19 protein-coding genes are annotated in these 26,446 nt (G+C 64.1%); 1 reads left to right on the top strand and 18 read right to left on the bottom strand.

Annotated features, from left to right (window positions below; all coding sequences use genetic code 11):
• Positions 1-59: 59 nt before the first annotated feature.
• From AC3WLP_RS10055 to AC3WLP_RS10095, 9 genes are all read right to left on the bottom strand, one after another.
• Positions 60-1,442, bottom strand: a complete 1,383-nt coding sequence (locus AC3WLP_RS10055) for a sigma-54 interaction domain-containing protein (protein ID WP_014756594.1) — start codon at positions 1,440-1,442, stop codon at positions 60-62.
• Positions 1,443-1,501: 59 nt separating this feature from the next.
• Positions 1,502-2,518: an ABC transporter permease gene (locus AC3WLP_RS10060; protein ID WP_088512133.1), complete on the bottom strand. Its 1,017-nt coding sequence runs from the start codon at positions 2,516-2,518 to the stop codon at positions 1,502-1,504.
• Positions 2,518-3,576, bottom strand: a complete 1,059-nt coding sequence (locus AC3WLP_RS10065; RefSeq protein ID WP_088512132.1) for a microcin C ABC transporter permease YejB — start codon at positions 3,574-3,576, stop codon at positions 2,518-2,520. Before AC3WLP_RS10065 ends, AC3WLP_RS10060 begins: the two co-directional genes overlap by 1 nt.
• The gene (locus AC3WLP_RS10070) at positions 3,573-5,372 is read right to left on the bottom strand and encodes an extracellular solute-binding protein (protein ID WP_088512131.1); all 1,800 of its coding nucleotides are present in this window, start codon (positions 5,370-5,372) and stop codon (positions 3,573-3,575) included. The genes AC3WLP_RS10065 and AC3WLP_RS10070 overlap by 4 nt, the downstream gene beginning before the upstream one ends.
• A gap of 142 nt (positions 5,373-5,514) precedes the next feature.
• Positions 5,515-5,796, bottom strand: coding sequence for a peptidylprolyl isomerase (locus tag AC3WLP_RS10075; RefSeq protein WP_003248318.1), 282 nt, complete (start codon positions 5,794-5,796; stop codon positions 5,515-5,517).
• An 80-nt stretch (positions 5,797-5,876) separates the two neighbouring features.
• Entirely contained in the window at positions 5,877-6,938 is a 1,062-nt protein-coding gene (locus AC3WLP_RS10080) for a 3-deoxy-7-phosphoheptulonate synthase (RefSeq protein ID WP_014756596.1), read from the bottom strand.
• Between the two features lie 554 nt (positions 6,939-7,492).
• Positions 7,493-8,044, bottom strand: coding sequence for a YbhB/YbcL family Raf kinase inhibitor-like protein (locus tag AC3WLP_RS10085; protein WP_003248323.1), 552 nt, complete (start codon positions 8,042-8,044; stop codon positions 7,493-7,495).
• Positions 8,045-8,093: 49 nt separating this feature from the next.
• Positions 8,094-8,402 (bottom strand): hypothetical protein, encoded by a 309-nt coding sequence (locus tag AC3WLP_RS10090; RefSeq protein ID WP_003248325.1) that lies wholly within the window; start codon positions 8,400-8,402, stop codon positions 8,094-8,096.
• Positions 8,403-8,483: 81 nt separating this feature from the next.
• On the bottom strand, positions 8,484-9,782 hold the full coding sequence (locus tag AC3WLP_RS10095) for an MFS transporter (RefSeq protein ID WP_003248327.1): 1,299 nt from the start codon (positions 9,780-9,782) through the stop codon (positions 8,484-8,486).
• Between the two features lie 427 nt (positions 9,783-10,209).
• Between AC3WLP_RS10095 and AC3WLP_RS10100 the strand changes: the two genes are divergently transcribed.
• Entirely contained in the window at positions 10,210-11,085 is an 876-nt protein-coding gene (locus tag AC3WLP_RS10100) for an AEC family transporter (RefSeq protein ID WP_003248329.1), read from the top strand.
• Positions 11,086-11,121: 36 nt separating this feature from the next.
• On the opposite strand, the gene AC3WLP_RS10105 is transcribed toward AC3WLP_RS10100, so the two are convergent.
• The 9 genes from AC3WLP_RS10105 to AC3WLP_RS10145 all read right to left on the bottom strand — a co-directional run bounded on the left by AC3WLP_RS10105 (position 11,122) and on the right by AC3WLP_RS10145 (position 26,419).
• Positions 11,122-11,724 (bottom strand): hypothetical protein, encoded by a 603-nt coding sequence (locus AC3WLP_RS10105; protein ID WP_012052422.1) that lies wholly within the window; start codon positions 11,722-11,724, stop codon positions 11,122-11,124.
• A 103-nt stretch (positions 11,725-11,827) separates the two neighbouring features.
• Positions 11,828-12,961, bottom strand: a complete 1,134-nt coding sequence (locus tag AC3WLP_RS10110; RefSeq protein WP_014756600.1) for an HlyD family secretion protein — start codon at positions 12,959-12,961, stop codon at positions 11,828-11,830.
• Positions 12,958-14,607: an MFS transporter gene (locus AC3WLP_RS10115; protein WP_088512130.1), complete on the bottom strand. Its 1,650-nt coding sequence runs from the start codon at positions 14,605-14,607 to the stop codon at positions 12,958-12,960. The genes AC3WLP_RS10110 and AC3WLP_RS10115 overlap by 4 nt, the downstream gene beginning before the upstream one ends.
• A gap of 84 nt (positions 14,608-14,691) precedes the next feature.
• Positions 14,692-17,208, bottom strand: a complete 2,517-nt coding sequence (locus AC3WLP_RS10120) for an excinuclease ABC subunit UvrA (RefSeq protein ID WP_088512129.1) — start codon at positions 17,206-17,208, stop codon at positions 14,692-14,694.
• A gap of 167 nt (positions 17,209-17,375) precedes the next feature.
• Positions 17,376-18,461, bottom strand: a complete 1,086-nt coding sequence (gene tssA, locus AC3WLP_RS10125) for a type VI secretion system protein TssA (RefSeq protein ID WP_088512128.1) — start codon at positions 18,459-18,461, stop codon at positions 17,376-17,378.
• Positions 18,462-18,556: 95 nt separating this feature from the next.
• Positions 18,557-19,075 (bottom strand): Hcp family type VI secretion system effector, encoded by a 519-nt coding sequence (locus AC3WLP_RS10130; protein ID WP_012052417.1) that lies wholly within the window; start codon positions 19,073-19,075, stop codon positions 18,557-18,559.
• Between the two features lie 143 nt (positions 19,076-19,218).
• Positions 19,219-21,714 carry a type VI secretion system membrane subunit TssM gene (gene tssM, locus AC3WLP_RS10135; protein ID WP_088512127.1) on the bottom strand — a complete coding sequence of 832 codons (2,496 nt, stop codon included), beginning with the start codon at positions 21,712-21,714 and terminating at the stop codon, positions 19,219-19,221.
• The gene (gene tagF, locus AC3WLP_RS10140; RefSeq protein ID WP_088512126.1) at positions 21,711-22,619 is read right to left on the bottom strand and encodes a type VI secretion system-associated protein TagF; all 909 of its coding nucleotides are present in this window, start codon (positions 22,617-22,619) and stop codon (positions 21,711-21,713) included. Before tagF ends, tssM begins: the two co-directional genes overlap by 4 nt.
• Positions 22,616-26,419, bottom strand: a complete 3,804-nt coding sequence (locus AC3WLP_RS10145; protein ID WP_088512125.1) for a type VI secretion protein IcmF/TssM N-terminal domain-containing protein — start codon at positions 26,417-26,419, stop codon at positions 22,616-22,618. Before AC3WLP_RS10145 ends, tagF begins: the two co-directional genes overlap by 4 nt.
• Between the last annotated feature and the right edge of the window lie 27 nt (positions 26,420-26,446).

Consider the following 26,446-nt stretch of genomic DNA (forward strand, 5'->3'; position numbering starts at 1 on the left):
TGCCTGTTATCGAGGACGGGCCCTCGCTGTAATCTCAAACAAGAAACAAAAGTCTCCAATTAGAGACCAAGTGCCGCCATCTTCTTGTACAGCGTCGACCGGCCCAGCCCTAACGCTGCTGCTGCCTCTGGCACGTTTCCTCCCTGTTCGGCCAGCGCCCCGGCAATCAGGCCGCGTTCAAAGGCCTCGCACGCGTCACGGTAGCGCTGCCGCACGGGCGCTTCAGCCAGCGGGCTCAATGGCCCCAATGCCGCACGCAGGTCCGCCACCCCCAACCGGGGCTGATCCGCCAGCAGGGTCGCGCGCTCCAGCACATTGCGCAGCTCGCGAATGTTCCCCGGCCACGCATGCCTGGCCAGCAGTTGCTGCGCTTCAGCTTCCAGCTCGTACTGGCTGCCCAGCTCAGCCAATATGGCCTCGCACAGCGCGGGCAGGTCCTCCAGCCGTTGTCGCAACGGCGGGACTTCGATCGGCAGCACATTCAGCCGGTAATACAGGTCGGCGCGGAAGGCCCCGCGGGCCATGGCAGCCTGCAGGTCGATGGAGGTGGCGGCAATGATGCGCACATCGCTGCGCAGCATCTGGTTCGACCCGACCGGTTCGTATTCCTTTTCCTGCAACACCCGCAGCAGCTTGCTCTGCAGGGCCAGCGGCATGTCGCCGATCTCGTCGAGGAACAGCGTGCCGCCTTCGGCCAGTTGCAGCTTGCCGCTGCGGCCTTTGCGGTCGGCGCCGGTAAAGGCACCCGGTGCGGTGCCGAAGAATTCGGCTTCCAGCAACGTCTCGGGGATGGCGGCGCTGTTGATGCTGACAAAAGCTTTGTGTGCCCGTGCTGACGCTGCGTGAATGGCGTGGGCCAGCAGCTCCTTGCCGGTGCCGGTTTCGCCCAGCAGCAACACGGGCGAATCACTGCCGGCGCCACGTCGGGCGCGTCGCTTGGCTTCCAGGCTGGGCGCGCTGCTGCCTACGAACTGGGCGAAGCTGTATTTGGCCTGGCGGGCGCGCAGTTGCGAGCGGGTCGAGGCCAGTTCCTGCTGCATGCTGGCGTAGCGCTTGAGCAGCGGCGACAGGCTGCGCAGTTCGTCGAACAGGGCAAAGCCAATGGCGCCGATCAGCGCGCCCTGGTCATCGTGGATGGGCAGGCGCATGACCACCAACGGCTCGTTCGGCGTGTCGAGCATGTCCAGCAGGATGGGGCGGCCATTGCTCACCACGTCGCGCATCAGGCTGCCGGGGATCACTGTTTCGCAAGGCTGGCCGATGGCACTGGCAGCGTCGGCCAGGCCAAAGCGCCGAGCGTAGCGTTCGTTCATCCAGACGATGCGCGCCTGGCGGTCGACGATCACCGTGCCTTCGCTGGACTGTTCGATGATCTCGAACAACGAGCGGATTGCCAGTTGCCGTACCTGGGGGTAGTCCTTGAGGCTATTGCTGTCGTGCATGGGTGAACATCCTGAATCATGTATTGGCACAAGCCTGCGAAAAGGCCTGGCCTGAAAACTCATCGTCGGGGGTCAAACGCCTCACGCAAGGCATCCCCGATAAACACCAGCAGTGACAGGATCACCGCCAGCGCAAAGAACGCGGTAAAGCCCAACCACGGCGCCTCCAGGTGCTGCTTGCCCTGGGTCACCAGCTCGCCCAGCGAGGCGCTGCCCGCTGGCATGCCAAAGCCCAGAAAGTCCAGCGCGGTCAGTGTGGTGATCGCCCCGGTCAGCATGAACGGCACATAGGTCAGCGTGGCATTCATGGCATTGGGCAAGATATGCCGCACCATTACCTGACTGTCCGGTAACCCCAACGCCCGCGCAGCCTTTACATACTCCAGGTTGCGCCCACGCAGGAACTCGGCGCGCACGACGTCGACCAGGGTCAGCCAGGAGAACAGCGCCATGATCCCCAGCAGCCACCAGAAATCCGGTTCGACGAAACCGCTGAGGATGATCAACAGATACAACACTGGCAACCCCGACCATACCTCCAGCAAGCGCTGGCCGAACAGGTCGACCCAGCCCCCGTGGTAGCCTTGCAGGGCGCCCGCCGCCACGCCAATGAGCACACTGACCGCGGTCAGGGCAAAGGCGAACAGCAGCGATACCCGTGTGCCATAAAGCACCCGCGCCAGCACGTCACGGCCTTGGTCGTCGGTGCCTAGCCAGTTGCTGGCACTGGGCGGGCTGGGGGTGGGCACCTGCAGGTCGTAATTGGGTGTGTCGGCACTGAACGGGATCGGTGCGAACAGCATCCAGCCACCCTGTTCCGCGATCAGTTGGCGCACATAGGCGCTGCGGTAGTCGGGCTGAAACGGCAGTTGCCCGCCGAACTGTTGCTCGGTGTAGCGTTTGAGCGCCGGAACGTACAGCTCGCCCTTGTAGCCCAGCAGCAGTGGCTTGTCGTTGGCCACCAGTTCGGCACCAAGGCTCAGCAGCAGAAGGCCGGCAAACAACCACAGCGACACCCAGCCCAGGCGGTGGCGGCGAAAACGTTGCAGGCGACGGCGCGACAGGGGCGATAGCATCAGTGCGCCCTCGTATCGAAGTCGATGCGCGGGTCGAGCAACGTGTAAGACAGGTCACCGAGCAGGCGAATCAGCAGGCCCGCCAGGGTGAAGATGAACAGCGTACCGAACACCACCGGGTAGTCCCGCGACACCGCGGCCTCATAGCTCATGCGGCCCAGGCCATCGAGCGAGAAGATCACCTCGATCAGCAACGAGCCGGCAAAAAACACCGTGATCAGCGCCTGTGGCAGCCCGGCCACTACCAGCAGCATGGCGTTGCGCAACACGTGGCCATACAGCACGCGGCGTTCGCTAAGGCCCTTGGCCCGGGCAGTGACCACGTATTGGCGGGAAACCTCGTCGAGGAAGGCATTCTTGGTCAACAGCGTGAGGGTGGCGAACCCACCGATCACCAGGGCCGCGACCGGCAGCACCAGGTGCCAGAAGTAGTCGGCGACCTTGCCCAGCAGGCTGAGCTCGTCGAAATTGTCCGAGACCAGGCCGCGCACCGGGAACCAGTTGAGCGAAGTGCCGCCGGCAAACAGGACGATCAGCAGCAATGCGAACAGGAACGAAGGCAGGGCGTAACCGATCACGATCAACGCGCTGCTCCAGGCATCGAAGCGGCTGCCGTGGCGCATCGCCTTGCGGATGCCCAGCGGAATCGACACCAGGTAGGTGATCAGCGTGGCCCAGAAGCCCAGCGACAGGGTGACCGGCAACTTGTCGAGAATCAGGTCGGTGACTTTGGCGCCGCGGAAGAAGCTGTTGCCAAAGTCCAGCCGGGCATATTGGCCGAGCATCAACCAAAGCCGCTCGGGGGCGGATTTGTCGAAGCCATACTGGCGCTTGATCTCTTCGATCAGTTTCGGGTCCAGGCCGCGTGTGGCCCGGGATTCGCCATGGACCACTTCAGCTCGCGCGCCGGGTGCGCCGCCACCGAGGCCCTGCAGGCGCGCCACGGCTTGCTCCACCGGCCCACCCGGCGCGGCCTGGACGATGGCGAAATTGACCAGCAGGATTGCCAGCAGCGTCGGGATGATCAGCAACAGACGGCGCAGGATATAAGCGGTCATGGCGAGGCCTTCTGGCGTTCGGCCATCTGCGCGTTGGTCAGCGGGGTAGGGCTGACCTCCCACCAGGTGTCCAGGCCCTCGTCATAGGTGGCCTGGACCTTGGGCAGGCCGAAGCGGTTCCACCAGGCGGTGGAGCTGCCTGGCGGGTAGTAGTTGGGGATCCAGTAATAATTCCATTGCAGCACGCGGTCCAGGGCATGGGCGTGGCGCAGCATGTCGGCCTGGGTGTCGGCGCGGACCAGGCCGTCGATCAGGTGGTCTACGGCCGGGTCCTGCAAAACCATCAGGTTGTTCGAGCCGGGGTCGTGAGCGGCCGCCGAACCAAAGTAGTTGTACAACTCGGCACCGGGCGACAGGGTGACCGGGTAGCCGGTGACGATCATGTCGTAATCGCGCGCCATCAGCCGGTTGACGTACTGGGCTGAGTCGACGTTGCGGATGTTCAGGGTCACGCCGATCTGGGCCAGGTTGCGCTTCCACGGCAGCAGCAGGCGTTCAAGGCCCGCCTGGCCATTGAGGAACGTGAACGCCAGCGGCGTGCCCTGGCTATTGACCAGGCGGTCGCCTTCGGGGTGCCAGCCGGCTTGTTCGAGCAGGGCCAGGGCCTGCAACTGCTGTTTACGGATGATCCCCGAGCCGTCGGTGACCGGGGCGGTGAACACCGTGGTGAACACTTCATCTGGCACTTGGCCGCGCAAGGGGGCGAGCAGCTTCAACTCGCCCGCATCCGGCAACTGGCGAGCGGCCAACGGCGTATTGGAGAACACGCTTTGCTGGCGGATGTACAGGTTGCGCATCATCTGCCGGTTGCTCCACTCGAAGTCCCATAACATACCCAGCGCCTGCCGCACACGGCGGTCCTTGAACTGCGGCTGGTCGAGGTTGAACACAAAACCCTGAGCCACTTGCGGTTTGGCCGGGCCCAGGTGGGCGCGCTGCAGGCGGCCGTCGTCCAGTTGCGCACCGTTGTAGCCCAAGGTGTAGGCCGTGGCGGAGAACTCACGGTTGTAGTCGTAGCCACCGCCTTTGAGTACCTGGCGCGCCACTTCGGTGTCGCCGAAGTACTCGATGCGCAGCTTGTCGAAATTGTAGCGGCCACGGCTGGCCGGCAGGTCACGCGCCCACCATGTCGGGTCGCGTTCGAAGGTGATGCTGCGGCCGTTGTCGATGCGCCCGATGCGGTATGGCCCGCTGCCAACCGGCTTGTCGAAGCCGGCACCGTTGGCAAAATCGCGGTGCTGCCAGTCGTGCTCGGGCATTACCGGCAGGCTGGCGAGGTCCAGCGCCAGGGTGCGGCCGTGCTCGGGCTTCAAGTCGAATCGCACGCTGTGCAGGCTTTCTACGGTCACGCGGGCCACGTCGGCGAACTGGGTCCGGTACTTCAGGCTGCCCTTGCTCATCAGCAGTTCGAAGGTGAAACGCACGTCTTCGGCGCGCACCGGCCTGCCATCGGCGAAGGTGGCGCGTGGGTCGATGTCGAAACGCAGCCACTCATCATTGGGGCCGCGCTCCATGCGCCGGGCGATCAGGCCGTAAACGGTATAGGGTTCATCGTAAGAGCGTACCGCCAGTGGCGCGTACAGCAGGCCATCGACTTCGCTGACACCGATGCCTTTGTCGATGTAGGGGAGGATATGGTCGAACTGGCCGATCTCGATGGCCGAACGGCGCAAGATGCCGCCCTTGGGGGCGTCGGGGTTTACATAGTCGAAATGCCGGAAGCTGGCGGCGTAGCGGGGGGCTTCACCGTAGACCGTGAGGGCGTGGGTGGGCGCGGCCTGGACCGTAAAGCCCATGCACGAAAATACAAGCCCCCACAATAGTTGTGGGAGCGGGTTTACCCGCGAATGCGTCGGAGCAGGCAACGAGGTTGTCTGGTCTGGCCTCTTCGCGGGCAAACCCGCTCCCACAGGGGGGCTGATCACCGGGAGGGGTGAATCAGTCCTGGCGGCTGGTCACTTCCAGCAGGTGGTAGCCAAACTGGGTCTTCACCGGGCCTTGCACGGTGTTGACCGGGGCGCTGAAGACCACGGTGTCGAATTCCTTGACCATCTGGCCTGGGCCGAACGAGCCCAGGTCACCGCCCTGACGGCTGGACGGGCAGGTGGAGTTGGCTTTGGCGATTTCAGCGAAGTCGGCGCCTGCTTCGATCTGGGCTTTGAGTTCGTTGCACTTGTCTTCGCTGCTGACCAGAATGTGGCGGGCGGTTGCACGGGCCATGGGTACTGCTCCTTGGGGGTAAAAAGGCAAGCCTAGCGCACTTGTCCGGGGTATGTCTCGCCAGGCTTGCAACCTTCGGCCTACAGTTTTTGTGCCGCCTCACGCAACAGGGTTTCGGTCGAGGCCCAGCCCAGGCAGCCGTCGGTAATCGACACACCGTATTTCAGCGTGCCCTTGCCCAGCGCCTGGCAGCCATCGAACAAGTGCCCTTCGATCATGACGCCGACCAACGAACGGTCGCCGGCCAGGCGCTGTTCCAGCACATCATTGAAGACCGCTGGCTGGCGCGCCGGGTCCTTGCCGCTGTTGGCGTGGCTGCAATCGACCATGATCCGTGCCGGCAGACCGGCCTTGGCCAACGCCTGACGGGCCATGGCAATGCTGTTGGCATCGTGGTTCGGGCCTTTGTGGCCGCCACGCAGTACAAGGTGTGTGTCCGGGTTGCCCAAGGTCTCGATGATCGCCGGGTGGCCCTGGGCATCCATACCGAAGTGGCGGTGTGGGTGGGCCGCGCTGCGCATGGCGTCGCTGGCGATGGCGATGCCGCCGTCCGTACCGTTCTTGAAGCCGACCGGCAGTTCCAGGCCACTGACCATTTCGCGGTGGATTTGCGATTCGGTGGTGCGTGCGCCGATCGCGGCCCAAGCCAACAAGTCGTCGAAGTAGCCGGCGGCCATCGGTTGCAGCAACTCGGTAGCAATCGGCAGGCCGCGTTCGATCATGTTCAGCATGAGCCCGCGGGACAAGGCGATACCCGAGTGCATGTCGTCACTGCCATCGAGGTGCGGGTCGTAGGCCAGGCCTTTCCAGCCTACTGTAGTACGCGGTTTTTCGACGTAGGCGCGCATCACCAGCAGCAGCTTGTCGTTGACTTCGCGGCCAAGGGCGGCCAGGCGGTCGGCGTATTCCAGGGCCGAGCGTGGGTCATGAATCGAGCAGGGGCCGACGATGACCAGCAGGCGCGGGTCGCGGCCTTCGAGGATGTTGCGGATGGCCTGGCGATGGGCCTGGACTTGCTGGGCCAGTTCGCTGGGCAGTGGCATCTGTTGCTTGAGCAGGTGCGGGCTGGGCAGGCGTTTGCTGACAGTGGTGTTGGCCGCTTGCGGCTGGGTCAGGGGCAGGGCGAGGCTGGAAGCGTGCATGGCGTTTTTCCCTGGGCGGACAGCGGGTTCAAGCCCGCATGGTCGGCCCTATCGAGGTGTTCGACAGATCGTTGAATTCGTATTGGCTGCTGCATTGCCACCTGTAGAAGACCGATCGGAGGCGGCTGGCTGGCCCGAACGGGATTGGCTAAATCGCCAGGCGGAGGTGTTTGCGTAGTAATAAGTGGCGTAGTTCATGAATCTGTCCTCAAGGTGAATCGGTGTTGGTCAAAGGCCTGAAAAGCAAAACCCCCGGTCGGGAAGCCGACCGGGGGTTTGAGTATTCTCATGTTCGGCGGCCCCTCGAAGGTGGACGCCGGGTGGGTATCGGCGCCTAGTGGCTAAACCAATACCCAAAGTAATAGCTGGCAGGTGCCACGCAGCCGGCAACGGCCAGCACAGGGCGCAGGCTGCGACCGGTGTGGTTGGCGGGGTTGCGGGTGTGTTTCGGCATGTTGCTCTCCAGTGAATGAGCCCGAGCTTACTTCAGTTCGTGCGGGCCATTCAATGGATAAATGCTATAGGGCCGATCATTTATTTTTGTACTGACTGGTTCAATGGCCGTAGCGCCCGACCAGGCTCTGCGCCCCCAGGGCGTGGCCTTGCAGCAGTTGCAGCAGGCCGCTGCGGTCCAGCCCCTCGGGCAAGGTACCCAAGGGCAGGTCGGTGGCAATCAGGGTCAGGGCGTAATGATGGGGGTTGTCGCCGGCGGGTGGACAGGGGCCGCGGTAGCTCTGGGTGCCACGGGAGTTGCGGCCCACTGTCACGTAGGGCCCGCTCAACCCCGCCATGCCTTCCTTGAGCCCATCCTGTTCGGGATCGATGTTGTACGCCACCCAGTGCACCACACCCACGCCCTTGCCACCGTCCGGGTCGAACATGATCAGGGCCAATGATCGCGTACCTGCGGGCAGGTTGTCCCAGCTCAGTTGCGGGGTCCGCTCTTCACCGGCACCGCATGCCGGGTCCTGGCCGACCTGTTGCAGGGCGATGACGCCGCCATCGGTGAACGACGAGGAACTGACCGACATCGCGCCTTGGCCGCCTGCGGCGGCTAACGCTGTGCAGGGCAGCAACGCAGCGAACAGCCAGTGTCTGAGGTGCATGGTCAATCCTTGGCAGGGCGTCAAGGGCTTAGTCTAGTCCAGGTCTGCCTCAGCGGCTGTCCTGGTCCTCGGCAGTGCCTCCGCTGGCTCCGGCACCAGAGCCGGTGGCTTCGCCGGTGCTGTTGGAGCCGCCAGAGGCACCGTCGGCGGCATCGGCGTTGCTGCCGGTGTCACTGCTGTCGTTACCTTTGCTGCTACCGGGGCTGTTGACGCTGCTGCCTTCACCGGCAGTCTTGCCGCCGGACTGGTCAGTTTGCGGATGGCTGTCGGTATGGGTGTCGGTGGCGGCGAAGGCAGCGCCGGTGAGGCTGGTCAGGGCCAGCGCCAGGCACAGGGACAGCGGGCGAATGCGGATCATGGGACTTCTCCTTTGTGCAAGATCTGTCATTCGTTTGGCTGGCAGCGGCTGGCGGGGTGCCTTCTGGGCGACGAGTGGCAATCAACAAGATTCCGAGCGCTGTGCGGGTGCCGGTGTTTCGACCGGCTCCAGCGGCGGATGCTCCTGCGCCGCATGCATCAGGTCTTCGGTCACCCGCAACTCGGCACCGGTTGGCGAGAAGGTGGTCGAAGCGGTGAACGGCGCCGGGTGCTCTGCCGCCGGGCGCTTGCCGCGGCGCCACATGAAGAAGCACACCATGGCCAGGTTGACCACGGCAAACGCCCAGAACAGCCCAGCCTCGCCAAACTCGGTCATCATCGGCGAAATGGCCACCGGTGCCATGGCCGACCCCAGCGAGTTGATCAGCAGCAGGCCCTGGATCATCGGCACCAGCGCATCGGACGGCGCGCGGTCGGCCGCATGGCTGACCGCCACCGGGTACAGGGTGAACACGCCACCACCCAGCAGGAACAGCATGGCCGGCAGCAGGAACGAGTCCGATGGCAGGAACACCGTGACAAGCGACAGGACAACGCACAACGCGGCCAGCGCGAGCAGCACATCGAGGCGGTCCTTGCGGTCGGACCAGCGCCCGACCGGGTATTGCAGCAGCATCGCGCCAAGGATCACCCAAGCCATCATGTTGCCGACCTCACCCACCTCCAGGCCGATGCGCTGCAAGTACAGTGGCAGCAGGGCATAGATGCCGGCAATCGCTACGCCCGAACCGAAGCAGCCGACCAGGCCCGACGGTGCCACGCCCAGCAACTGGCGGGGTTTGAGGGGTTCGACCTGGTCCAGCAGCGGCGACACCCGCGGCAGGATCACGATCGGCAACACCGACAGGGCGGCCAGCACGCCGGCCAGCATGAACGGGGCGGTATCGCCTAGCTGGGTGATTTCGCCAAGGCCGGCCTGGGCGATTACCCCGGCGCCGTAGAAGGCGATCATGTACAGCGCCAGTAGGCGGCCGCGGATTTTCGCGTCGCCGGCCAGCAGCAGCCAGCTTTCGATCACCAGGAACACGCCCACTGCGGCCCAGCCGTTGATCAGGCGTAGCACCGACCACCAGGTGACCTCGTAGAACAACCCTTGCAGCAGGATGGTCACGGCGATCAGCGAGGCGAAGCTGGTATAGGCGCGAATGTGGCCGATGCGCAGGATCAGCCGGTCGTTGAAGATGGCGCCGAGGGTCAGGCCGATGAAGTAAGTCGACGAGACGATACCAATGGTAGTGGCAGACTCACCGGCGGCGCCCAGGCGCAGGGTGGTCAGGGAAGACATGAAGCCGTTGCCCAGGGCAATGATGAACAGCCCGAGCAGGGGCGCCAGCGCCATGGCCAGCAAACGCGGAGACATACGTACCTCTAGTTGGATGAGCGGAATGAGCACCTTCTCGGCGCGCACACCGGCTCGACCCGGCAAGGGGCGAGTGGCGACACGGATGCGACCTGGGCAAGACTCAACCGCTGGGCGTTATGGGAGATGGGCCGGGCGGGGAGGGTTGAGCCTACTTCACATGTGCGTTCATGTGTTCAGGCGCTGACTCTGTCATTGCTACTGGTTGCCACCGTTCAAGGCGACGGGCGAAAAGGAAGCGGGATTCTACGGGCTTGGACGCGTTTGCCCAAGGGGCCTGGGTGTGCGACGAGACGCCGCAGTCTCAGCGCGACATGAACTTGTCTTCCACAGACATTTTCGATGGCGGCGCCTGCGTGCGGTGAGATCGGCCCGGTACTCTCACTGAGTGCGGCATAATGCTGAACCCCACCAAGGAAGGCCCCCCATGTTCGCGTCGCTGTTCGCAGTCCTGGCCCCGGTTTTCATCGTCGCCGGCATTGGTTTTGCCTGGGCCCGCAAGGGCCTGGATTACCCCACTGATTTCATCGCCCGGGTGGTGATGACCGTCGGCACACCTTCGCTGGTACTGTCCACCCTCAGTCGTACCGACCTGGACCCGAATGCCTTTACCAGCATGGCCGTGGCCTGCTTGCTGTGCACCTTGGGGATGGCCTTGGCCGCTTTGCTGGTGTGTCGCGCGTCGGGCATGCACTGGCGGGTACTGCTGCCGGCGTTCATGTTCCCTAACACCGGCAACATGGGCCTGCCGATCAGTCTGTATGCCTTCGGTGAGCATGGCCTGGCCCTGGCCGTGGCATTTTTCCTGACCCTGTCGATCGTGCAGTTCACCATCGGCATGGCCATCTCCGGCACGGCGGCTTCGCTCAAGGCGTTGCTGCGCAACCCTATCGTCATCAGCCTGGCCGGCGGCATGCCCATCATTTTTCTCGATTTCGAACTGCCGCGTTGGCTGGCCAACACCGCAGACCTGCTGGGCGGCATGACCATTCCGCTCATGCTGCTGACCCTGGGGGTATCACTGGCCAGCATTCGCCTGCGTCACGTGGGCAGCGGCATGCTGCTGGGCGGTTTGCGCATTGGCCTGGGGGCTGCGGTGGGCTGGGCAGTGGGCGCGGTACTGGGTATGGACAGCCTGGAGCGTGCGGTGCTGATGGTGCAGTCGGCGATGCCGGTAGCCGTGTTCAACTACCTGATGGCGGTGCGGGCCAACCGTGAGCCAGAGCAGGTGGCGAACCTGGTGATGTGCTCGACGGTGCTGTCGTTTGCCTGGTTACCGGTGGTCCTGGCCTGGTGGATGTAGGCCTTTACCGACGATAGTGCCGGTACAGGCTTCGGGCTACTGGACCGACAACTGGTCATCCACCCAGCCTTGGCTGGTCAGCACCAGGGTTCGGGTTTCCTTGAGCGGGGCAGCATGGCTGGCCACCGCCTGGCCCAAGCCGGCGATGCTGGCTTTCACCTGATCATTGGCGGCCCACGCCGGCAACTCGATGATCTTGTAGGCATAGGTCACATTCGACAGCTTCTGTCCGGTTGCCTCGCTCGGCTCACTGAACTGCTCGATTGCCGTCACTTGTGCCTTGCCGAAACACAGCCCGGCGCCCGCCTTGTAGTATTTGCGGCCTTCATCGGTCAGGTCGTAGGCGTAGTAGATATCCGTGCGTGCCGGCGACCACAGCCGGGCCGGTATTTCGGTGCGCGAAATTTCCTTCTCGCTGACCACGCCTACCTGCGCCAGGGCGTGCAACGCCTTGTTGGTGCCGTGCACGTCGAAGTCCTGGGTCTTGGTAGGGAACGAACTGATGACGAAACAGTGTGGGTACCGGGTATCCAGGGAGGCCTGGACAGCCTTGTGGAAACGGGCCTTGATGGTGTCCTGGCTGTCGGAGCAACCGGCCAGTGTTGCCAGCAATGCCAGTGGCACGATCTTCCTGTACATGGTGAAACTTCCTTGGCGACGGATCGTGCGCGATTAAAACCCACGGGTTAGAGCGGCGCAATCGTGGCACGACGGCATCCCTGCAGGGGCTGCCGGGGTTACATCACTGTTCGCCCCGGGTGTCGATACTGACCACCACCGACATCCCTGGGCGCAGATGCCTGGCAGTCGGCTGGTCGGCATCCACCGTGATGCGCACCGGTATGCGCTGGGCGATCTTGACGAAGTTGCCAGTGGCGTTGTCCGCCTGCAGCAAGGCGAATTCAGAGCCGGTGGCCGGCGAAATCTGCTGCACATGGCCCCGTAGCTTCCGGTGGTTCAGCGCGTCTACGGTAAAGCTCACGGGCTGGCCGATACGCACATTGGCCATCTGGGTTTCCTTCATGTTGGCAATCACCCAAAGGGTGTCGGGCACCAGCGCCATGAGCTGCGCGCCGGAGTTGACATAAGCACCCAGGCGGGTGCCGATCTGCCCCAGCTGGCCATCGCGCGGGGCCGTGACGCGGGTGTTGTCGAGGTCGATGCGTGCCAGCTCCACGGCGGCCTTGGCGTTCTCCACCGAGGCCTCGAGTGCGGCCCGGTTGACCACCACGGTCTCACGGTCCTGGCGGGCGATTTCCAGCGCCGCCCTGGCCTGGGCCAGGCTGGCGACGGCAGCGGCCTCGCTGGCACGGGCCAGGTCCAGGTCGCGGCGCGACACCGATCCATCGTTGACCAGCGCCTGGTTGCGGCCGAGGTCAGCCTTGGCTTTGGCCGCCTGGGCCGCAGCATCGCCGATGGCGGCCTGGCGCTGGGCAATGGTCGCTTCGGCGCTTTTGCGCTGCTGCTGGTTGTTGGCCAGGGCCGCCAACTGCTGTTGCAGCTGGGCGCTGGCTTGGGCAAGGCGTTGTTTGTAGATACGGTCGTCCAGTTGCACCAGCAAGTCGCCGGCCTTGACGAACTGGAAGTCATGCACCGGTACATCGATGACGTAGCCGCTGAGCTGCGGGCCGATGATGGTCACCTGGCCCCGCACCAGGGCGTTCTCGGTGCTTTCGATGGCGCTGCTGAATGGCGGCAGGCGCCAGGCATACAGCACCAACAGGATGCCGGCCAACGCCACCGCGGCGAAGCTGATGGATGACAGGATGCGCACCCGCCGCGTGCGTACCGGGCTGGTTGGTTCACTGGGCGGTGTGACGCCCTCCGGGGTTTCGGCGATGGCGGTGGTGGTCGTGGTGCGGGTGTCGTCGGTCATCGGGTGGGCGCGCCGGGGGTAGAGTCGGTAAGGGTGGCCTGACGTTTCACATGCCAGAGCCAGGTACTGCGGATACAGATCCAGATCATGGTCAGGATGGCGATGCTGCCGATCAGCACGAACACATCGTTGTAGGCCATGACGTTCGCTTCACGGGTAGCAGCGCTGGCCAGCAGGCGCATGCCGGCTTCACTGCGCAAGGCAGGGTCGGCAATGATGCCGCCGTAACCGGCACCCCCACTTTGAACGCGGGCATTGACCAGGGGTTCCAGGTAGCTGAGGCGATCCATCAGGTGGCTGGAGTGAAACTTTTCCCGCCAGGTCTGGAAGGTGCCCAACAACGCCGCACCAATCAGGCCGCCGAGGTTGTTGCAGATGCCGAACAACACCGAAAAACTGACCAGGTTGCGCGGGTTGGCGCGCACATGGCTGATGCCCAGGGCCATCGACGGGCCGAGGAAGAACGTGCTGCCGAACGCCAGCAGGAACTGGCTCAAGTACATTTGAGCCGGGCGTGTGAGGTTGCTGGAACTGCTGTCCATGAAGGCGCCGGCGGCCATGGCCAGCAGCGAGACGAACAGCGGGATCACCAAATGGTTGGTGTTGATGGTGAGGGCGCTGCTGGCCAGGCCCGTGACAGCGCCTAACAGCATGATCCAGTACAGCGTGCGCATCTGCTCGCTGCCCATGTTCAGCGCCTGCAGGAAACCGACCGCGCCGGTGGACTGTTCCGAGGTCACCATGCGGATCAGCACCACGCACAGGGCCAGACGTATGATGGCGCCACTACCCAACCAGTGGGTCATCAACAAGGGGTTGCGGCGATTGTGCTCGATGGCCAGGCCGCTGAAGACCAGCGCGATCGACGCCGCCAGTGCCACGCCGATCCACGGCGTCTCCAGCCACCAGTCGATGCGCCCCAGTGACAGTACGGCGCAGAGCAGTGCGGTACCGCTGGCGATCAAGGTGAAGGTCAGGAAGTCGAGGGGTTCGAACGTTTTAAAACGGTCACCGGGCGGCAATTTCAGCAGCAGTACGCAACCCAGTGCGGTGAGTGCCAGGCCCAGCTCGAACAGGTACAACCCGCGCCATTCGGCAATTTGCAGAAGGTCTTCAGAAAAGATCCGTGCCAGCGGTAGCGCCAGCTGCGAGGCACCCAGGCCCAGTACCATGGCCTTGAGCCGCCATTGCGCCGGGAAGGCCTGAATCATGTAGTACAGCCCCAGCGAGCTGAGCGCCGCGCCGACCATGCCGTGGGCCGCGCGTACGGCGATGGCAGAGTTCAGGTCGTTGACCAGCAGGTGGGCGAAGGTGACCACCACGTACAGCACCAGGAACACTTCGGTGAAGGCTCGCAGGCCGAACTGTTGGCGGAACTTCACCAACAGCAGGTTGATGGAGACGTTGGTCATCACATAGGCGGCCGGCAGCCAGGCCATTTCCGCGGTGGTTGCACCCAGGGCGCCTTGCAGGAACACCAGGTTGGCGGTGACCAGCGCGTTGCCCAGGCCACCGGTGATTGCCACCAGCAGGCCGACCACGCCGTAGGCCAGACGCTTGGCTGGCGAATGCAGGGGCGTGGAAGGGGAGCCTGGCAGGCTGGGCTTTTCGTGGGGGAGCCACTGGCGGGGGGCGTATTTATCCATCGGCAGACTTTACTTTAGCGGCGCTTGATGCTGCTAGGCGCCTCCTTTGGTTTTTGGGGTGGTGTCGAGATTTAGCGCCGCCCGCTACAACGCTTTGGCCAGAAACTCGGCCGTGCGGCTTGCCTTACACCCGGCCACCACCTGCGGGGTGCCGCTGACCACCACCTTGCCCCCGGAATCCCCGGCCCCCGGGCCAATATCGATCACCCAGTCGCTCTGCGCCACCACTCGCATGTCATGTTCGACCACCACCACGCTATGCCCGCTTTCTACCAGGCGGTTCAGCTGTACAAGCAGCCGGTCGATGTCCTGCGGGTGCAAGCCGTTGGTGGGCTCATCCAGCACATACAGGGTCGCCCCGCGGGCCATGCGCTGCAGTTCGGTCGCCAGCTTGATCCGCTGCGCTTCACCACCGGACAGCTCGGTGGCAGGCTGGCCAAGACGCAAGTAGCCCAGGCCGATATCCTGTAGCACCTGCAGGCAACGGCGGGCAGGCGGTTGCTCGGCAAAAACCTGCAGGGCCTGGTCGACGGTCAACTGCAGCACTTGCGCGATGTTCATGCCTTGCCAGCTCACCGCGAGGGTTTCGGGGTTGTAGCGGGCACCCTGGCAGGTCGGGCAGGGCGCGTACACGCTGGGCATGAACAGCAACTCGACGCTGACGAAACCCTCTCCCTCGCAGTTGGCGCAGCGGCCCTTGGCAACGTTGAAGGAAAAGCGCCCGGCGTCGAAGCCCTGTGCCTTGGCCTGCTCGGTAGCCGCGAAGCATTTGCGCACGTGGTCGAACAGGCCTGTGTAGGTGGCCAGGTTGGAGCGCGGCGTACGGCCGATCGGTTTCTGGTCAACCTGCACCAACCGCTTGATGCTGCCAAGCCCGGCGCTTACGTGGCCGCTGCTGGTCTGTTCAGGTTCGTCTTCCAGGCTCTGCGCTTCGGGCTCGCTACGTTGCTCGGCATGGCCCAGGTGTGCCCCCACCAGTTCCAGCAGGGCCTGGCTGACCAGGCTGGATTTGCCCGAGCCTGAAATACCGGTAACGGCGGTAAAGCAGCCCAACGGAAATGCGGCGCTCAGGTTATCGAGGTTATTGCGCGTGATGCCTTCAAGCTTCAGCCAGTCGCGTGCTTGGCGGGGGGCGCGTGTGGCCTGTACCGGGGCATCGAACAGGTAGGTGCGGGTGCATGACTGTTGCACCTCGGCCAGGCCGGCGGGCGGCCCGCTGTAGAGGATGGTGCCGCCGTGTTCGCCGGCAGCTGGCCCTACATCCACCAGCCAGTCGGCGCGGCGCATGGTGTCCAGGTCGTGCTCCACCACATACACCGAGTTGCCAGCCTGTTTCAGGCGCTGCAGGGCTTCGAACAGCGCTTCACTGTCGGCCGGGTGCAAGCCGGCCGACGGCTCGTCGAGTACGTAAACCACTCCAAACAGCTGCGAATTCAGCTGGGTGGCCAGGCGCAGGCGTTGCAGTTCACCAGAAGACAAGGTCGGGGTGCTGCGCTCCAGGGCCAGGTAACCGAGGCCGAGGTCAAGCAGCGTGTCAATGCGTTCGAGCAGTTCTTTGGCGATGCGTTGGGCCGCCAGGCGTTTTTCCAGTGTCAGCTCGTCCTGCTGCTGGGTCAGGTAGTCGGCTGCCGCCACCTTGCGGAACACCTCAGCCAGCGCCTGCAACGACAGGTGCGACAGTTCGGCGATGTCCAGCCCGGCGAAGGTCACGGCCAGCGCTTCGCGCTTCAGGCGTTTGCCCTGGCACAGCGGGCAGGGGCTGGGGCGCATGTACTGGGCCACACGCTTGCGCATCTGCGCGCTCTGCGAGTGCATGAAGGTATGCAGCACGTAACGCCGGGCACCCATGAACGTGCCTTGATAGCTGGGCTCCAGCTTGCGCTTGAGCGCTTCGCGGGTCTGCGCCGGGGTCAGGCCGGCATACACGGGGGCGGTGGGCGTCTCTTCAGTGAACAGGATCCAGTCGCGCTGCGCCTGAGGCAGGTCGCGCCAAGGGATATCGACGTCATAGCCCAGCGTGACCAGGATGTCGCGCAGGTTTTGCCCTTGCCACGCCATTGGCCACGCCGCCACCGCACGCTCACGGATGGTCAGCGACGGGTCGGGGACCATGGTCGCTTCGGTCACCTCGTAGACACGGCCCAGGCCATGGCACTGCGGGCAAGCGCCCTGGGGCGTGTTCGGAGAAAAGTCTTCGGCGTACAGCATCGCTTGCCCGGCCGGATAGTGGCCTGCGCGTGAATAGAGCATGCGGATCGAACTGGACAAGGTGGTCACGCTACCCACCGAGGAGCGTGCACTCGGCGTGCCGCGTTGCTGCTGCAGCGCCACCGCCGGCGGTAGCCCGTCGATGGCATCGACATCCGGCACGCCAACCTGGTCGATCAGGCGCCGGGCATAGGGCGCCACCGATTCGAAATAACGCCGCTGGGCTTCGGCATACAGCGTGGAGAACGCCAACGAGGACTTGCCCGAGCCAGACACGCCGGTGAACACCACCAAGGCATCGCGGGGAATATCGACATCAATGTTCTTCAGGTTGTGCTCGCGGGCGCCACGGACGCGGATGAAACCGCTTGGGGTGGTCGGGCGTTGTGGCATGAAGCAGTCCTTGTCTGAAGCTGGGCAGGAAGCTCAAGTTAACAGCATTTGCAGCGCCCTTGCGTGGGCAACAGTCAGGGGATCTACCCGATGGAGCCGGAGGGGTGGCAGGGCGCCGGCTGTCTTCGCCTTACCTGACGTTCGTCTCAAGGCTTTTATTGCAGCCCCTAGCGGGTGCCCAGCACATCGCGGATGTTGTCCACCACATTGTTGTCCTTGATCACGTCACTCAACCAGCCTTCCAACGGCATGTTGCCCCACTTGATCGCACGTTCGATCAGGTAGGGTACCGGGCTTTGCGGTTCGCTCTGTTTGAAGTACTGGGCGATGCCCGCAAGCATGGTGAATGCCTCGTCGCGGGTCAGCGGGGTGGTGCGCAGGGCTGCAGGTGCGGTCGTCGGGGGCGTGGCATTCATCGCTTCACCTGCTTCGTGGAGGTTGGCACCCGTGGCCTGTGGCTGTGCTTCTTCCGGGATGGTGGGGTGTAGCTCGACGCCGCGGTCCTTGAGCAGTTTTTCCGCCAGCTGGCTGGCACGCGAAAGCATGTCGGCAAGGCTGGCAAAGCTGGGCGCCTCGTGGCCGAACAGGCGGTCGGCGCTGGCCTGCAGGCGTTTGCATGCATTCAGGCTGGTAGCGATCTGCTGGGCCTTGGCGCGCAGGTAATCGGTGTCGGTAAGCGCTACCGAGCGCTGGAAGATCTCGGCGTTGATCTTGCCTTCGTTCAGCGCTGTCTGCATCGCCTTGGGGTTTTGCAAGGCGAGGTTTTCTACATGGCGTGATTCGTCATAGCGCAACACGCCAAAATGCTGCCCTTGGATAATGGGCAAGCCACCGGCAATGTCGGTGAGCGTGGTCTTCAACCAGGACAGTCGCGCCGCGCGCTCGTCCAGGCCGTCTTCGAGGGTGGGGTACAGCGTTTCCCAGAACGCAACCAGGAGCTGTTCGGTCAGCTCGAGGCCAAAGGTGATGCCTTCGAAGTGTTCACGTTGGGCCAGCCCCTCGCAGAGCCAGGCCACCAGCATCAGGTCTTTGCTTTGCTGCGCAAGCCCTTGAGCCGACAGGTTGATCACCTGCTCCCAGTCGGCAGTCTTCAAGTCAGTTTGCCAGTCCCCCTGGGTCAGGTAGTCTGGGTCCGCCCGGCGTGCCTCCTTGATCTGGTCGAACAAGGCAGAGAAGCTCAAGTCTTCGCCACTGCCCCCCTCGATAGGGGCGGCCAGTGTGGCCCGCGAGAGGTCATTGAGAATTTCAGGCATAGAACACTCTGGACATGGCTAGTGAACAGCGCGCCGGAAAACCCGGCGCGCTGCAGAACACAGGCCGCCGAAGCGGCCCATGGTTCGGTACGTGCTTAGGCAAACACTTTGTTCGCGGTGCGGTCCCAGCCACCTACGATGTTGCCGCCGGCCTGGCCGTCGGTGCGGTTCTGCTGGGTGTAAGTGGTCTTGATGCGGGCAAAGTTGAAGCTGATTTCTTCAACGGGCAGGTCGCTGACCGCCTTGTCTTCACCATTCTGATTGCCACCGGCGACAAACTTGACCGAAGAGACCACCACTTCTTCCATGTCGATGGTCAGGTAGGTGACCTTGTCGCCACCGGCGCGGTTCACGTTCAGCTTCAGCTTGGCGATGTGCTTGCCAGTGCAGCAGTGTTCGAACAGTTTGGCCGATGCCTTGTCGACTGCCTTGCGGATCTTGAAGTCGCTCAGGGCAACGCGCTCGGAGGACGCACCGCCCGAAGAGCTGGCGGTTGCCGACGTAGCCTGGGTGGCGCCGTACTCGTAGCCCAGCACTTCGATCCAGTCCTTGTGTTTTTCATCCAGTACTTCGCCTGGGATGCCGTCGATTTGGATATACGCGTCAAATGCCATTGTGAAACTCTCCATTAACAACATGTAAAGGGTTGCTCATGCGCCCCTTGGTTTTGACCTCGCCGGGCGTGCCGGCAGAGGTAGCTTGCCGCCGCCCGGGCCTCATCCTGTGAGGCCCCGGCGACCGGTTATTGCGGCGTGGCTCAGTTAAGCCCACGCACTTCGATTTCCACCCGGCGGTTGGGCTCCAGGCACTTGATCAACTGCGTTCGCGGTTGTTGCATGTCGCAGTTGACCAATGGCTTGCGGCTGCCTTCGCCCTGCGCGACCACCAGCTCGGCAGGTACGCCCTTGCCAACCAGATAGGTGCGGATGGTTTGCGCCCGTTGTTTCGAAACCTGCAGGTTGCCCTGGCTGTCACCCAGTTGGTCGGCGTGCCCCGAGATGATGATCTTGCCGATATTCGGGGTGTTCAGCAGCTTGCTGGCAATTGCGCTCAGCTGATGCTGGCCTTCGTTTTTCAGGCTCTGGAAGTCGGCGCGGCCGAAGGCGAACAGGGTGTCGGACTCCAGCGTGATGGTCTCGATGGCACGCAGTGACTGGGCCCGCAGGCTGTCGATGTAGTTGCGCGAACTGGACATCAGGAAGGCGTTGTCGAGGATGCGCGGTACATCTGGCTCACGGATCTGGTCGCTGTAGAACGTGATCTGGCGGCTGGCATACAGGTAGTCCTGGTTGCCACCGGCCTCGCTGCCAGCGGCGGCCATGCTCTTGCCGGTATGGCGGGCGATGGCCGGGTACCAGTAGTCCGGCAGGTGCGCCTTGAGAAACGCCGGGTCGGCATGCTCGCGCTGGCCCGGAGAAAGCATCACGTAAGTGTCCAGGGCCGCCTTTCCGAAATTGGCGATCGACTGGGCGCGGTTGTCATGGGGCAGCGCCTCGGCCTCTACGCTGTCAATGCCGCTCACTGGCTGCAGCTCACGGGTGTTGCGCTGGTAGACCTTGAGCGTGGTCAGCAGGTACAGGGTACGGGTCAGATTATCGGCCGTGGGCTTTAGCATCACATTCTGCAACGTGGCGAAGTAGCGGTCGCGCAGCAGCGGCTCCACCTCATGGCCCTGGTACAGGCCCAGGCGCATGCCGAGGGGCACGCCCTTAGCGTGGTGTTGCTCATGGTAGTGAGCAGCCCAGAAGCGCAAGCGGTCGAGGCTTCGCCAGGCGGTGTACTGGCCGCTGGCCGCCTGGTCGTCGGCCTTGGCCTGGGCCAGTTCGTCGGCAATGCTGGCCAGGGTGGCGCGGTTGTTCAGGTACGACCAGCCCCACAGGCTGCACAGCACCAGTGCCGCCAGGCCGGCAGCGCCCACCCACCCGGCCTTGCGCCGGCGTTCACGGTGGTTGCTGGTGTACAGCGCCACCAAATGCTGGTCGGGAATGATCACTTTGCGGAACAGGCTGTTGATGAACAGCGGCGCCGGCTGGCTGCCGGCAGTGCCCGTTCCTTCTGCGTGTTCGAGCGCGAAGCGTTCGGCCACATGCTGGCCGTGGCAGCCCCACTGAGCCTCGTCGGCCTGCAGCGCCGCGGTGAAATAGAAACCGCGCAGCATTTCGGCATTCTGGTAAGGGTTGGCACGCAGCAGGCTGTCGACGAACTGATGCAGGCGCGGCTTGAGCGCGGCCAGCTCCAGCGGGAAGCGGTAGGCAGCGTCGTTCCGCCGGGTGACTTGTATGTCCTGCTGCACCAGCTGCTGGCTCGCCATCTGCCCCCAGTAACGCGTCAGCTCGTCCATCGCATTGCTGAAGCGCTGGCCCCAGTCGGCTTGCTCGTAACCCTTGTGAGAGAAGGTTTTACCCATCACTTCACCACGAGCCGCGTCGTCCAGTTGGCGATAGAACGCGGTGAAACCAGGGATCAGGTCGCATTTGGTGAAAACCAGGTAGATTGGCAGACGCACTTCCAGCAGCGCGCAGCTTTCCTGAATGCGTTCGCGCAGGCGCTTGGCCACGCGCTCCTGGTCTTCGACCGAACCATGCAGGATATCGGCGATGCTGACGCTGACAATCAAGCCATTAAGGGGACGGCGCTGGCGGTGCTGGCGCAGCATTTGCAAAAAGCCGCGCCACTTGCCGGCTTCCTCGGGGCTGTTCATGTAGCGCCCGGCAGTGTCCAGCAGTACCGCTTCAGAGCTGAAGAACCAGTCGCAGTTGCGCGTGCCGCCCAGGCCCGCGACACGCACGCCTTCGCGCTCGGCATAGGGGAAGTTAAGGCCCGACTGCAGGATCATCGTGCTCTTGCCGGCGGCAGGCTGGCCAATGACCAGGTACCAGGGCAGGGCATACAGGGCATCCTTGTTCGAAGTACCGCGCGGCTTGTTGCTGTGCAGGCGCTCGATGCCCTGCAGCAGGCGCTCGCGCAACAGGCTGACTTCTTCCCGGTCGGCCGGGGCTGCACTGAGTACGGCCTGGTCGGCGTCGTCGCGCAGCAGGCCTTCAAGGTTGTGGTGCTGACCCACGCCGCGGTACAGCAGCAGTACATAGCCCGCCGACAGCAGCAGAAACACGCCGATCCCGGCCAGCAGGCTGTGCAGCGAGGCGAAGCCGAAGGCTCGGCCGATGGCCCAGACCAGGAAGATCGCCAGGAAGAATGCCACGCCCAGCAGGTAGGGTTGGTAGCGCAGGCAGTAGTACTTGAGCTTGTTCATACAGGCGTCGCATCCAGTGCATCGACGAACTGGTCGATGACATGTTCAAGGGGGCGGTCGTAATCGTGCAGCCGTGGCACCGTTGTCAGCGGGCTGAGCAACTCCAGGTGCTGGCACGGGTCGGCACAGCCAGTGAGCAGGCGGTAGGCACAGCTGGCGTGGCGCGCCGGGAAGCAATACAGCTGCGGGTGCATGAAGTCGTCGGCCACCAGGCTCACTGCCGGCAGCGCTCGGTGTTCGCTCATGCGGGCCAGCCAGGTCAGCCACAGGTCGGCAGTGGGGTTTTTAAGGCCACGTTCGGCCGGCAACGGCAATTCGATGCCGCCTGCAAAGTCGCCCTGCAGCGAGGCACGGCCGAGCTGCAGGTGGGCGAGGGCAGTGGCACTGTCGAAACCTGGCCAGGACCCATGAAGGGCACGGGCCACATCCGCGAAGCTGAAATCATGCAGGAACTTGGCGTGCACCCGGCGGAACAGGTCCAGGTCCTGGCCCTGCAGCGGGCGCAAGGCCTTGATCCGTTCGAACAGGCGGGTGCAGTCGGCGCCTTGCACGGCCTGGTGCAGCATCGGCTTGATCTGCGCGCTGAACAGCTCGCCAAGCGTGAACGGGTTGACCAGCCCAGTACTGTCATCGCCCTTGAGCAACTGGAAGATGAAGAACGGGTAGCGCCGCTGGCTGGCATCGCGCGAGCTGAGCAGGCCACCCAGTAGCCAGTTGCCGTTGCGTGCGCGGTAGGTGAAAAAACACATCGGCAGCGCGTCGAACAACGCCTGCCAGTCATCGCGGTAGCGCATGGCTGCCAGCGATGACTGCAACCAGGCGTCGAACTCGCAGACTTCTTCCGCCGCCCCATGCAGGCTGACGAAATCTGCGCTCGACGGCAGCTTGCCGAAGCAACCGATCATTGCGCGCCCCTGCTGTTGAGGGCGCTCAGGGCCTTGACGTCACCCAGATCGGTCAGCTTGACCCCACCGAAGTTGCGCACGACAAGGCTTACGCGGCCACTGGCGGTGTTCCAGCTAAAGCGTTGCTGAATGCCGTCCAGGTCGTCGACGCGAGCGCTCTCGTTCATGCGCAGCAGGCCCCACCGCCCTGGGAAATCGAACACGGTGACCCGTGTGCCGCTCAGGGTGACGACGTCCAGGCGCGCGCCCGGCGCGGTGCTGGTGCCCGGCCAGGCGAAGCGGTTCCAGCTGCTGCGGCCGTTGCGGTAGTGCTGCTCCTGGCCATCGAGGGTGAAGACGATGTCGGTGAAGTTGGCTGAAGGCTCCAGCATGATTTCGAAGCCGTTGTCACGGTCCGACAGGCTGGCGATCACCTGGCCCACGGAGCTGGCCTTGTCGATGCTGTTGAGCATGCCAGGGTTGACCAGCGCCGGCCCCTTGCCATCGCCCACACCCAGACCTTCACCACCGGCCAGGTTGCCGATTTCGTTGCGCTTGAAGGCCGGCAGCAGGCCGCTGTCGGGATCTACGAAGCGTTGCAGGTCTTTCACCGAAGCCTCGTTGCGGCTGCTGCCGGCAATCGGGTAACGGTGTGCCATGACCTGCTCCCAGGGCTTGGCGATCTGCTGCGCCCAGGCCTTGGCGATCTGCTCGCCGGCCGGGTCGCGCAGGGTCGCCCAGGCATACTGGATGGGCAGGCTGAACAGCCCCTGCAGCGAGCGCGACAGGCCATCCTGGCTGGTGTCGACGCTGCTTTCCACGTAGTTGCGCACGGTGGTGATCTCGCTCGGCTGGCCTTCCAGGGTCTCGCTGATCAACTGTTTGCTGCTCTTGCCCACATCCTGCGAGCGCTGGATGTTGTTCATGCGCACCTTGAGTTTGCGCAAGGCGGCCAGGTAGCGGTCCATGATGGTGCTGTCGGCACCTTCGGCGTTGTTTTCAGCGAACACCCGCGCCACCGGCTCGAAGCGCTTGGCCAGGCTGCCGTCGTCCACCGCCGGCAGGGCCGGGGCGACGTTGGCAGGCAGGGTGTCGTTGGCGTCGAACAGACCGGTGACCTTGCTCCAGAAACCGTCATCGCGGCTGGTGCCGGGGGCCGGGATGGCTTGCTTGACCGGCAGGTCCCACTGGGTATTGTCGTTGACGGCCTGCAGCAGGTTCTTCACTGGCGAGTTCTGCACGTCGCTCAACAGCCCCAGTTCCCGGGTCGCCGAGGCCAGGTCGGCGAAGTGGCGCACGCCAACGCTGCTGACCATCTTGTACCAGGCCTGGGTGTAGTCGCGCTTGTAGCGGGTCATGAACTCGCGTACGAAGTTGGCCTTCTGCACGATGGCATCGCCGCCTTCGCCGTCCAGCACCCAGTCCGACTCGTTGCGCAGGTTGCCCGACACCAGCTTGATCAGCTCGGGCTTGACGAAGGTGTCCCAGCCCTGGCGGGTGTAGATCGCCGGCACACCCGCGGTTCCGTACAGCAGCGTGCGGCCTGGTTGCGGGACCAGGTCGTTGAGGCTCAGCGCCGGGAACTGCCGGCTCGACTCGAGCTGCAGGCGCAGGTACTCGCGATCGACCAGCGAGCTGGAGATCATGAACGACTTGAGGTTCTGCCGGGTTTCGTTGATCAGCTGTTCGTTGCGCGGCAACGACGGCGCCTGGCCCTGCTCCAGCAACTGCACGTACAGCGGGGCATTTTCCGCGATCACGCCAGCGTCGGCCGGGGTGCCTTCGGCGGCGGCGCTGGCCCAGGCCTGGGGCAGGCTGGCAGCGACGAAGGCCGGGTCTGGATGGGCCTGGGGCTCGGTCAGCAACAGGTACAGCTTGAGGGTGTTGTAGGCCTCGATGATCGAGGCCACCTGCTGCTCGTCCAGGCGCCCGAGCATTTCTTCGGACAGTGACAGCCCACCGGTGGCGGCGGACAGCTCGGCGCCATCGCTGGCAGTGGCCAGGTTGACCTTGGCGGCATAGGCGCCAGCGCGGGTGTTGCCCAGCGCGGCCTGGGCCCTGGCCGCAATGGCAGGGGCCAGCGGCTTGCCATTGCGCTTCTTCGGCTGCGGGGCCGGGGTGAATTCCAGCTCCTGATTGATACCGTTGGCGAAGGTGTTGAACGCCCGCATCTGCACCTGCAGGCTGCGTGCGATCGGTTCCAGCGCCTGGCTGCGCAGCTGCGCCAGGTAGGCGCTGCGGGTCACCTGGTGAATCGCCTCGCCCTGGTACAGGCCGCCACCCAACTGCAAGGGCACTCCCTGCAGGCGATGGGCCTCGACGTTGGCCATCTGTTCACGCAGCACTTCCAGGCCCTTGCCTGCGGCCAGCTGCTGCTCGCGGTCTGCTGCCTGTTCGATGTGCGCCAGCTGCCCGCGCAGGCTGTCCAGCCACTGGCGGTTATTGGCGAACGACAGCGCTTGCCAACCGATGAACAGCAACCCGGTGGCGGCGGCCAGGCCCAGTAGCAGCGGGCTGAACGCAGCCTGGCGGCCCAGGCGCGACTGGTAAAGGATCAGGTCGCGGTCGGGGAAGATCACCTGGCGGAAGGTGTCGGTGATGAAGTAGCTGCGGTTGCCCAGGGCCTTGCCGACGTGCCCGGCCTGTTCATCGTAGGCGGCCTGCAGGGCGAATTCGTCGGCGATGACGTCTTCATAGACCTGCCCCAGTTGCTGCCCGTTCTGCAGTGCACTGGTGAAGTACAGGCCACGTAGCAGCAGCGGGGCACCGCCGCGATGGCCGCGGGTGAAGTGGTCGAGGAATTGCTCGAGCACACCGCTGAGGGCGGCGAAGTACTGCGGGAAATTCAGCAGGGTGCTGTCGGCTTCGGCACCGAGGGCGATCATCTGCGCGTCGACGTGCTGGCGAATATGAGCCTGCAGCTTCTTCAGGCGTGTCTGCAGCACGGCGTGCAGGCCGTTGGTGCGGATTTCCGAAAGGCCAAAGGTCATGCCCAGCGGCTGCTGGCGTTCGTGCAGGTCGAGGCCGTCGAAAGCCTGGCTGAAACCCGGCAACTGGTCGGTCTTGCTCAGCATCAGGTAAACCGGCGGGTTGGCATCGAGGCATTCGGCGTATTCTTCCACCCGTGCCACCAGCTGGGCCGCCAGGGCATTGCGCTCATCGCTGTTGGCCGCCAGCAGCTCGGGCAGGCTGACCACAAGCACCAGGCCATTGATCGCCGCTTTGCCGCGCTGCTTTCGCAGCATGCGCAGAAAGGCCGAGAACTCGCTGGCCGACTGGTCGTCGCGCAGGTAGCGCCCGGCGGTGTCGATCATCACGGCGTCGGGGCTGAAGTACCAGTCGCAGTGCTGGGTGCCGCTTTCGCTGTCGTTGGCCGTAGCGATGCTGGCCGACAGGCCGGAATGGGTCAGCAGCGAGGTCTTGCCGGCCGCCGACATGCCGACCACCAGGTACCAGGGCAGGTCGGACAGGGCCGCCTTGCCGCCGCCACCCGCGGAGCGGTCGGTGCGCAGCATGGCGATGGCGTGCTTCAGGCGCTCACGCAGCACCTGCTGGTCACGGAACTCGCCAGTGGCATTCCACGAGCGGTCGACCTCGATCTGCAGCAGGTTCTCCAGGTTGTGTTCGGCGCGAATGCGCTGGTATTGGCGCAGCACGATTACCAGCAGGAAGCAGGCACTGATGATTGCCAGCGCTTCAGGCACGTGATGACGCAGCCACGGCACCAGCGGCGCGGCCAGCCAGCAAATCAACAGGCTAGCCAGCCACAGCAATGGCAGCAGCACCCAGAAACTTTTCAACAGACGCAGTAATGTTTTCATGTCTTCCTGACTCGGCTACCTGGTATG

This window comes from Pseudomonas sp. FW305-E2 (genome assembly GCF_058782925.1).

Excerpts from the sequence above, each read along its gene's own strand:
- AC3WLP_RS10075 (WP_003248318.1), bottom strand. The coding sequence starts at position 5,796 with ATGGCCCGTGCAACCGCCCGCCACATTCTGGTCAGCAGCGAAGACAAG.
- AC3WLP_RS10060 (WP_088512133.1), bottom strand. The coding sequence starts at position 2,518 with ATGCTATCGCCCCTGTCGCGCCGTCGCCTGCAACGTTTTCGCCGCCAC.
- AC3WLP_RS10105 (WP_012052422.1), bottom strand. The coding sequence starts at position 11,724 with ATGTACAGGAAGATCGTGCCACTGGCATTGCTGGCAACACTGGCCGGT.
- AC3WLP_RS10085 (WP_003248323.1), bottom strand. The coding sequence starts at position 8,044 with ATGCACCTCAGACACTGGCTGTTCGCTGCGTTGCTGCCCTGCACAGCG.
- AC3WLP_RS10110 (WP_014756600.1), bottom strand. The coding sequence starts at position 12,961 with ATGACCGACGACACCCGCACCACGACCACCACCGCCATCGCCGAAACC.
- AC3WLP_RS10070 (WP_088512131.1), bottom strand. The coding sequence starts at position 5,372 with ATGGGCTTTACGGTCCAGGCCGCGCCCACCCACGCCCTCACGGTCTAC.
- AC3WLP_RS10130 (WP_012052417.1), bottom strand. The coding sequence starts at position 19,075 with ATGGCATTTGACGCGTATATCCAAATCGACGGCATCCCAGGCGAAGTA.
- tagF (WP_088512126.1), bottom strand. The coding sequence starts at position 22,619 with ATGATCGGTTGCTTCGGCAAGCTGCCGTCGAGCGCAGATTTCGTCAGC.
- tssA (WP_088512128.1), bottom strand. The coding sequence starts at position 18,461 with ATGCCTGAAATTCTCAATGACCTCTCGCGGGCCACACTGGCCGCCCCT.
- AC3WLP_RS10090 (WP_003248325.1), bottom strand. The coding sequence starts at position 8,402 with ATGATCCGCATTCGCCCGCTGTCCCTGTGCCTGGCGCTGGCCCTGACC.
- AC3WLP_RS10080 (WP_014756596.1), bottom strand. The coding sequence starts at position 6,938 with ATGCACGCTTCCAGCCTCGCCCTGCCCCTGACCCAGCCGCAAGCGGCC.
- AC3WLP_RS10145 (WP_088512125.1), bottom strand. The coding sequence starts at position 26,419 with ATGAAAACATTACTGCGTCTGTTGAAAAGTTTCTGGGTGCTGCTGCCA.
- AC3WLP_RS10095 (WP_003248327.1), bottom strand. The coding sequence starts at position 9,782 with ATGTCTCCGCGTTTGCTGGCCATGGCGCTGGCGCCCCTGCTCGGGCTG.
- AC3WLP_RS10120 (WP_088512129.1), bottom strand. The coding sequence starts at position 17,208 with ATGCCACAACGCCCGACCACCCCAAGCGGTTTCATCCGCGTCCGTGGC.
- AC3WLP_RS10055 (WP_014756594.1), bottom strand. The coding sequence starts at position 1,442 with ATGCACGACAGCAATAGCCTCAAGGACTACCCCCAGGTACGGCAACTG.
- AC3WLP_RS10115 (WP_088512130.1), bottom strand. The coding sequence starts at position 14,607 with ATGGATAAATACGCCCCCCGCCAGTGGCTCCCCCACGAAAAGCCCAGC.
- tssM (WP_088512127.1), bottom strand. The coding sequence starts at position 21,714 with ATGAACAAGCTCAAGTACTACTGCCTGCGCTACCAACCCTACCTGCTG.
- AC3WLP_RS10065 (WP_088512132.1), bottom strand. The coding sequence starts at position 3,576 with ATGACCGCTTATATCCTGCGCCGTCTGTTGCTGATCATCCCGACGCTG.
- AC3WLP_RS10100 (WP_003248329.1), top strand. The coding sequence starts at position 10,210 with ATGTTCGCGTCGCTGTTCGCAGTCCTGGCCCCGGTTTTCATCGTCGCC.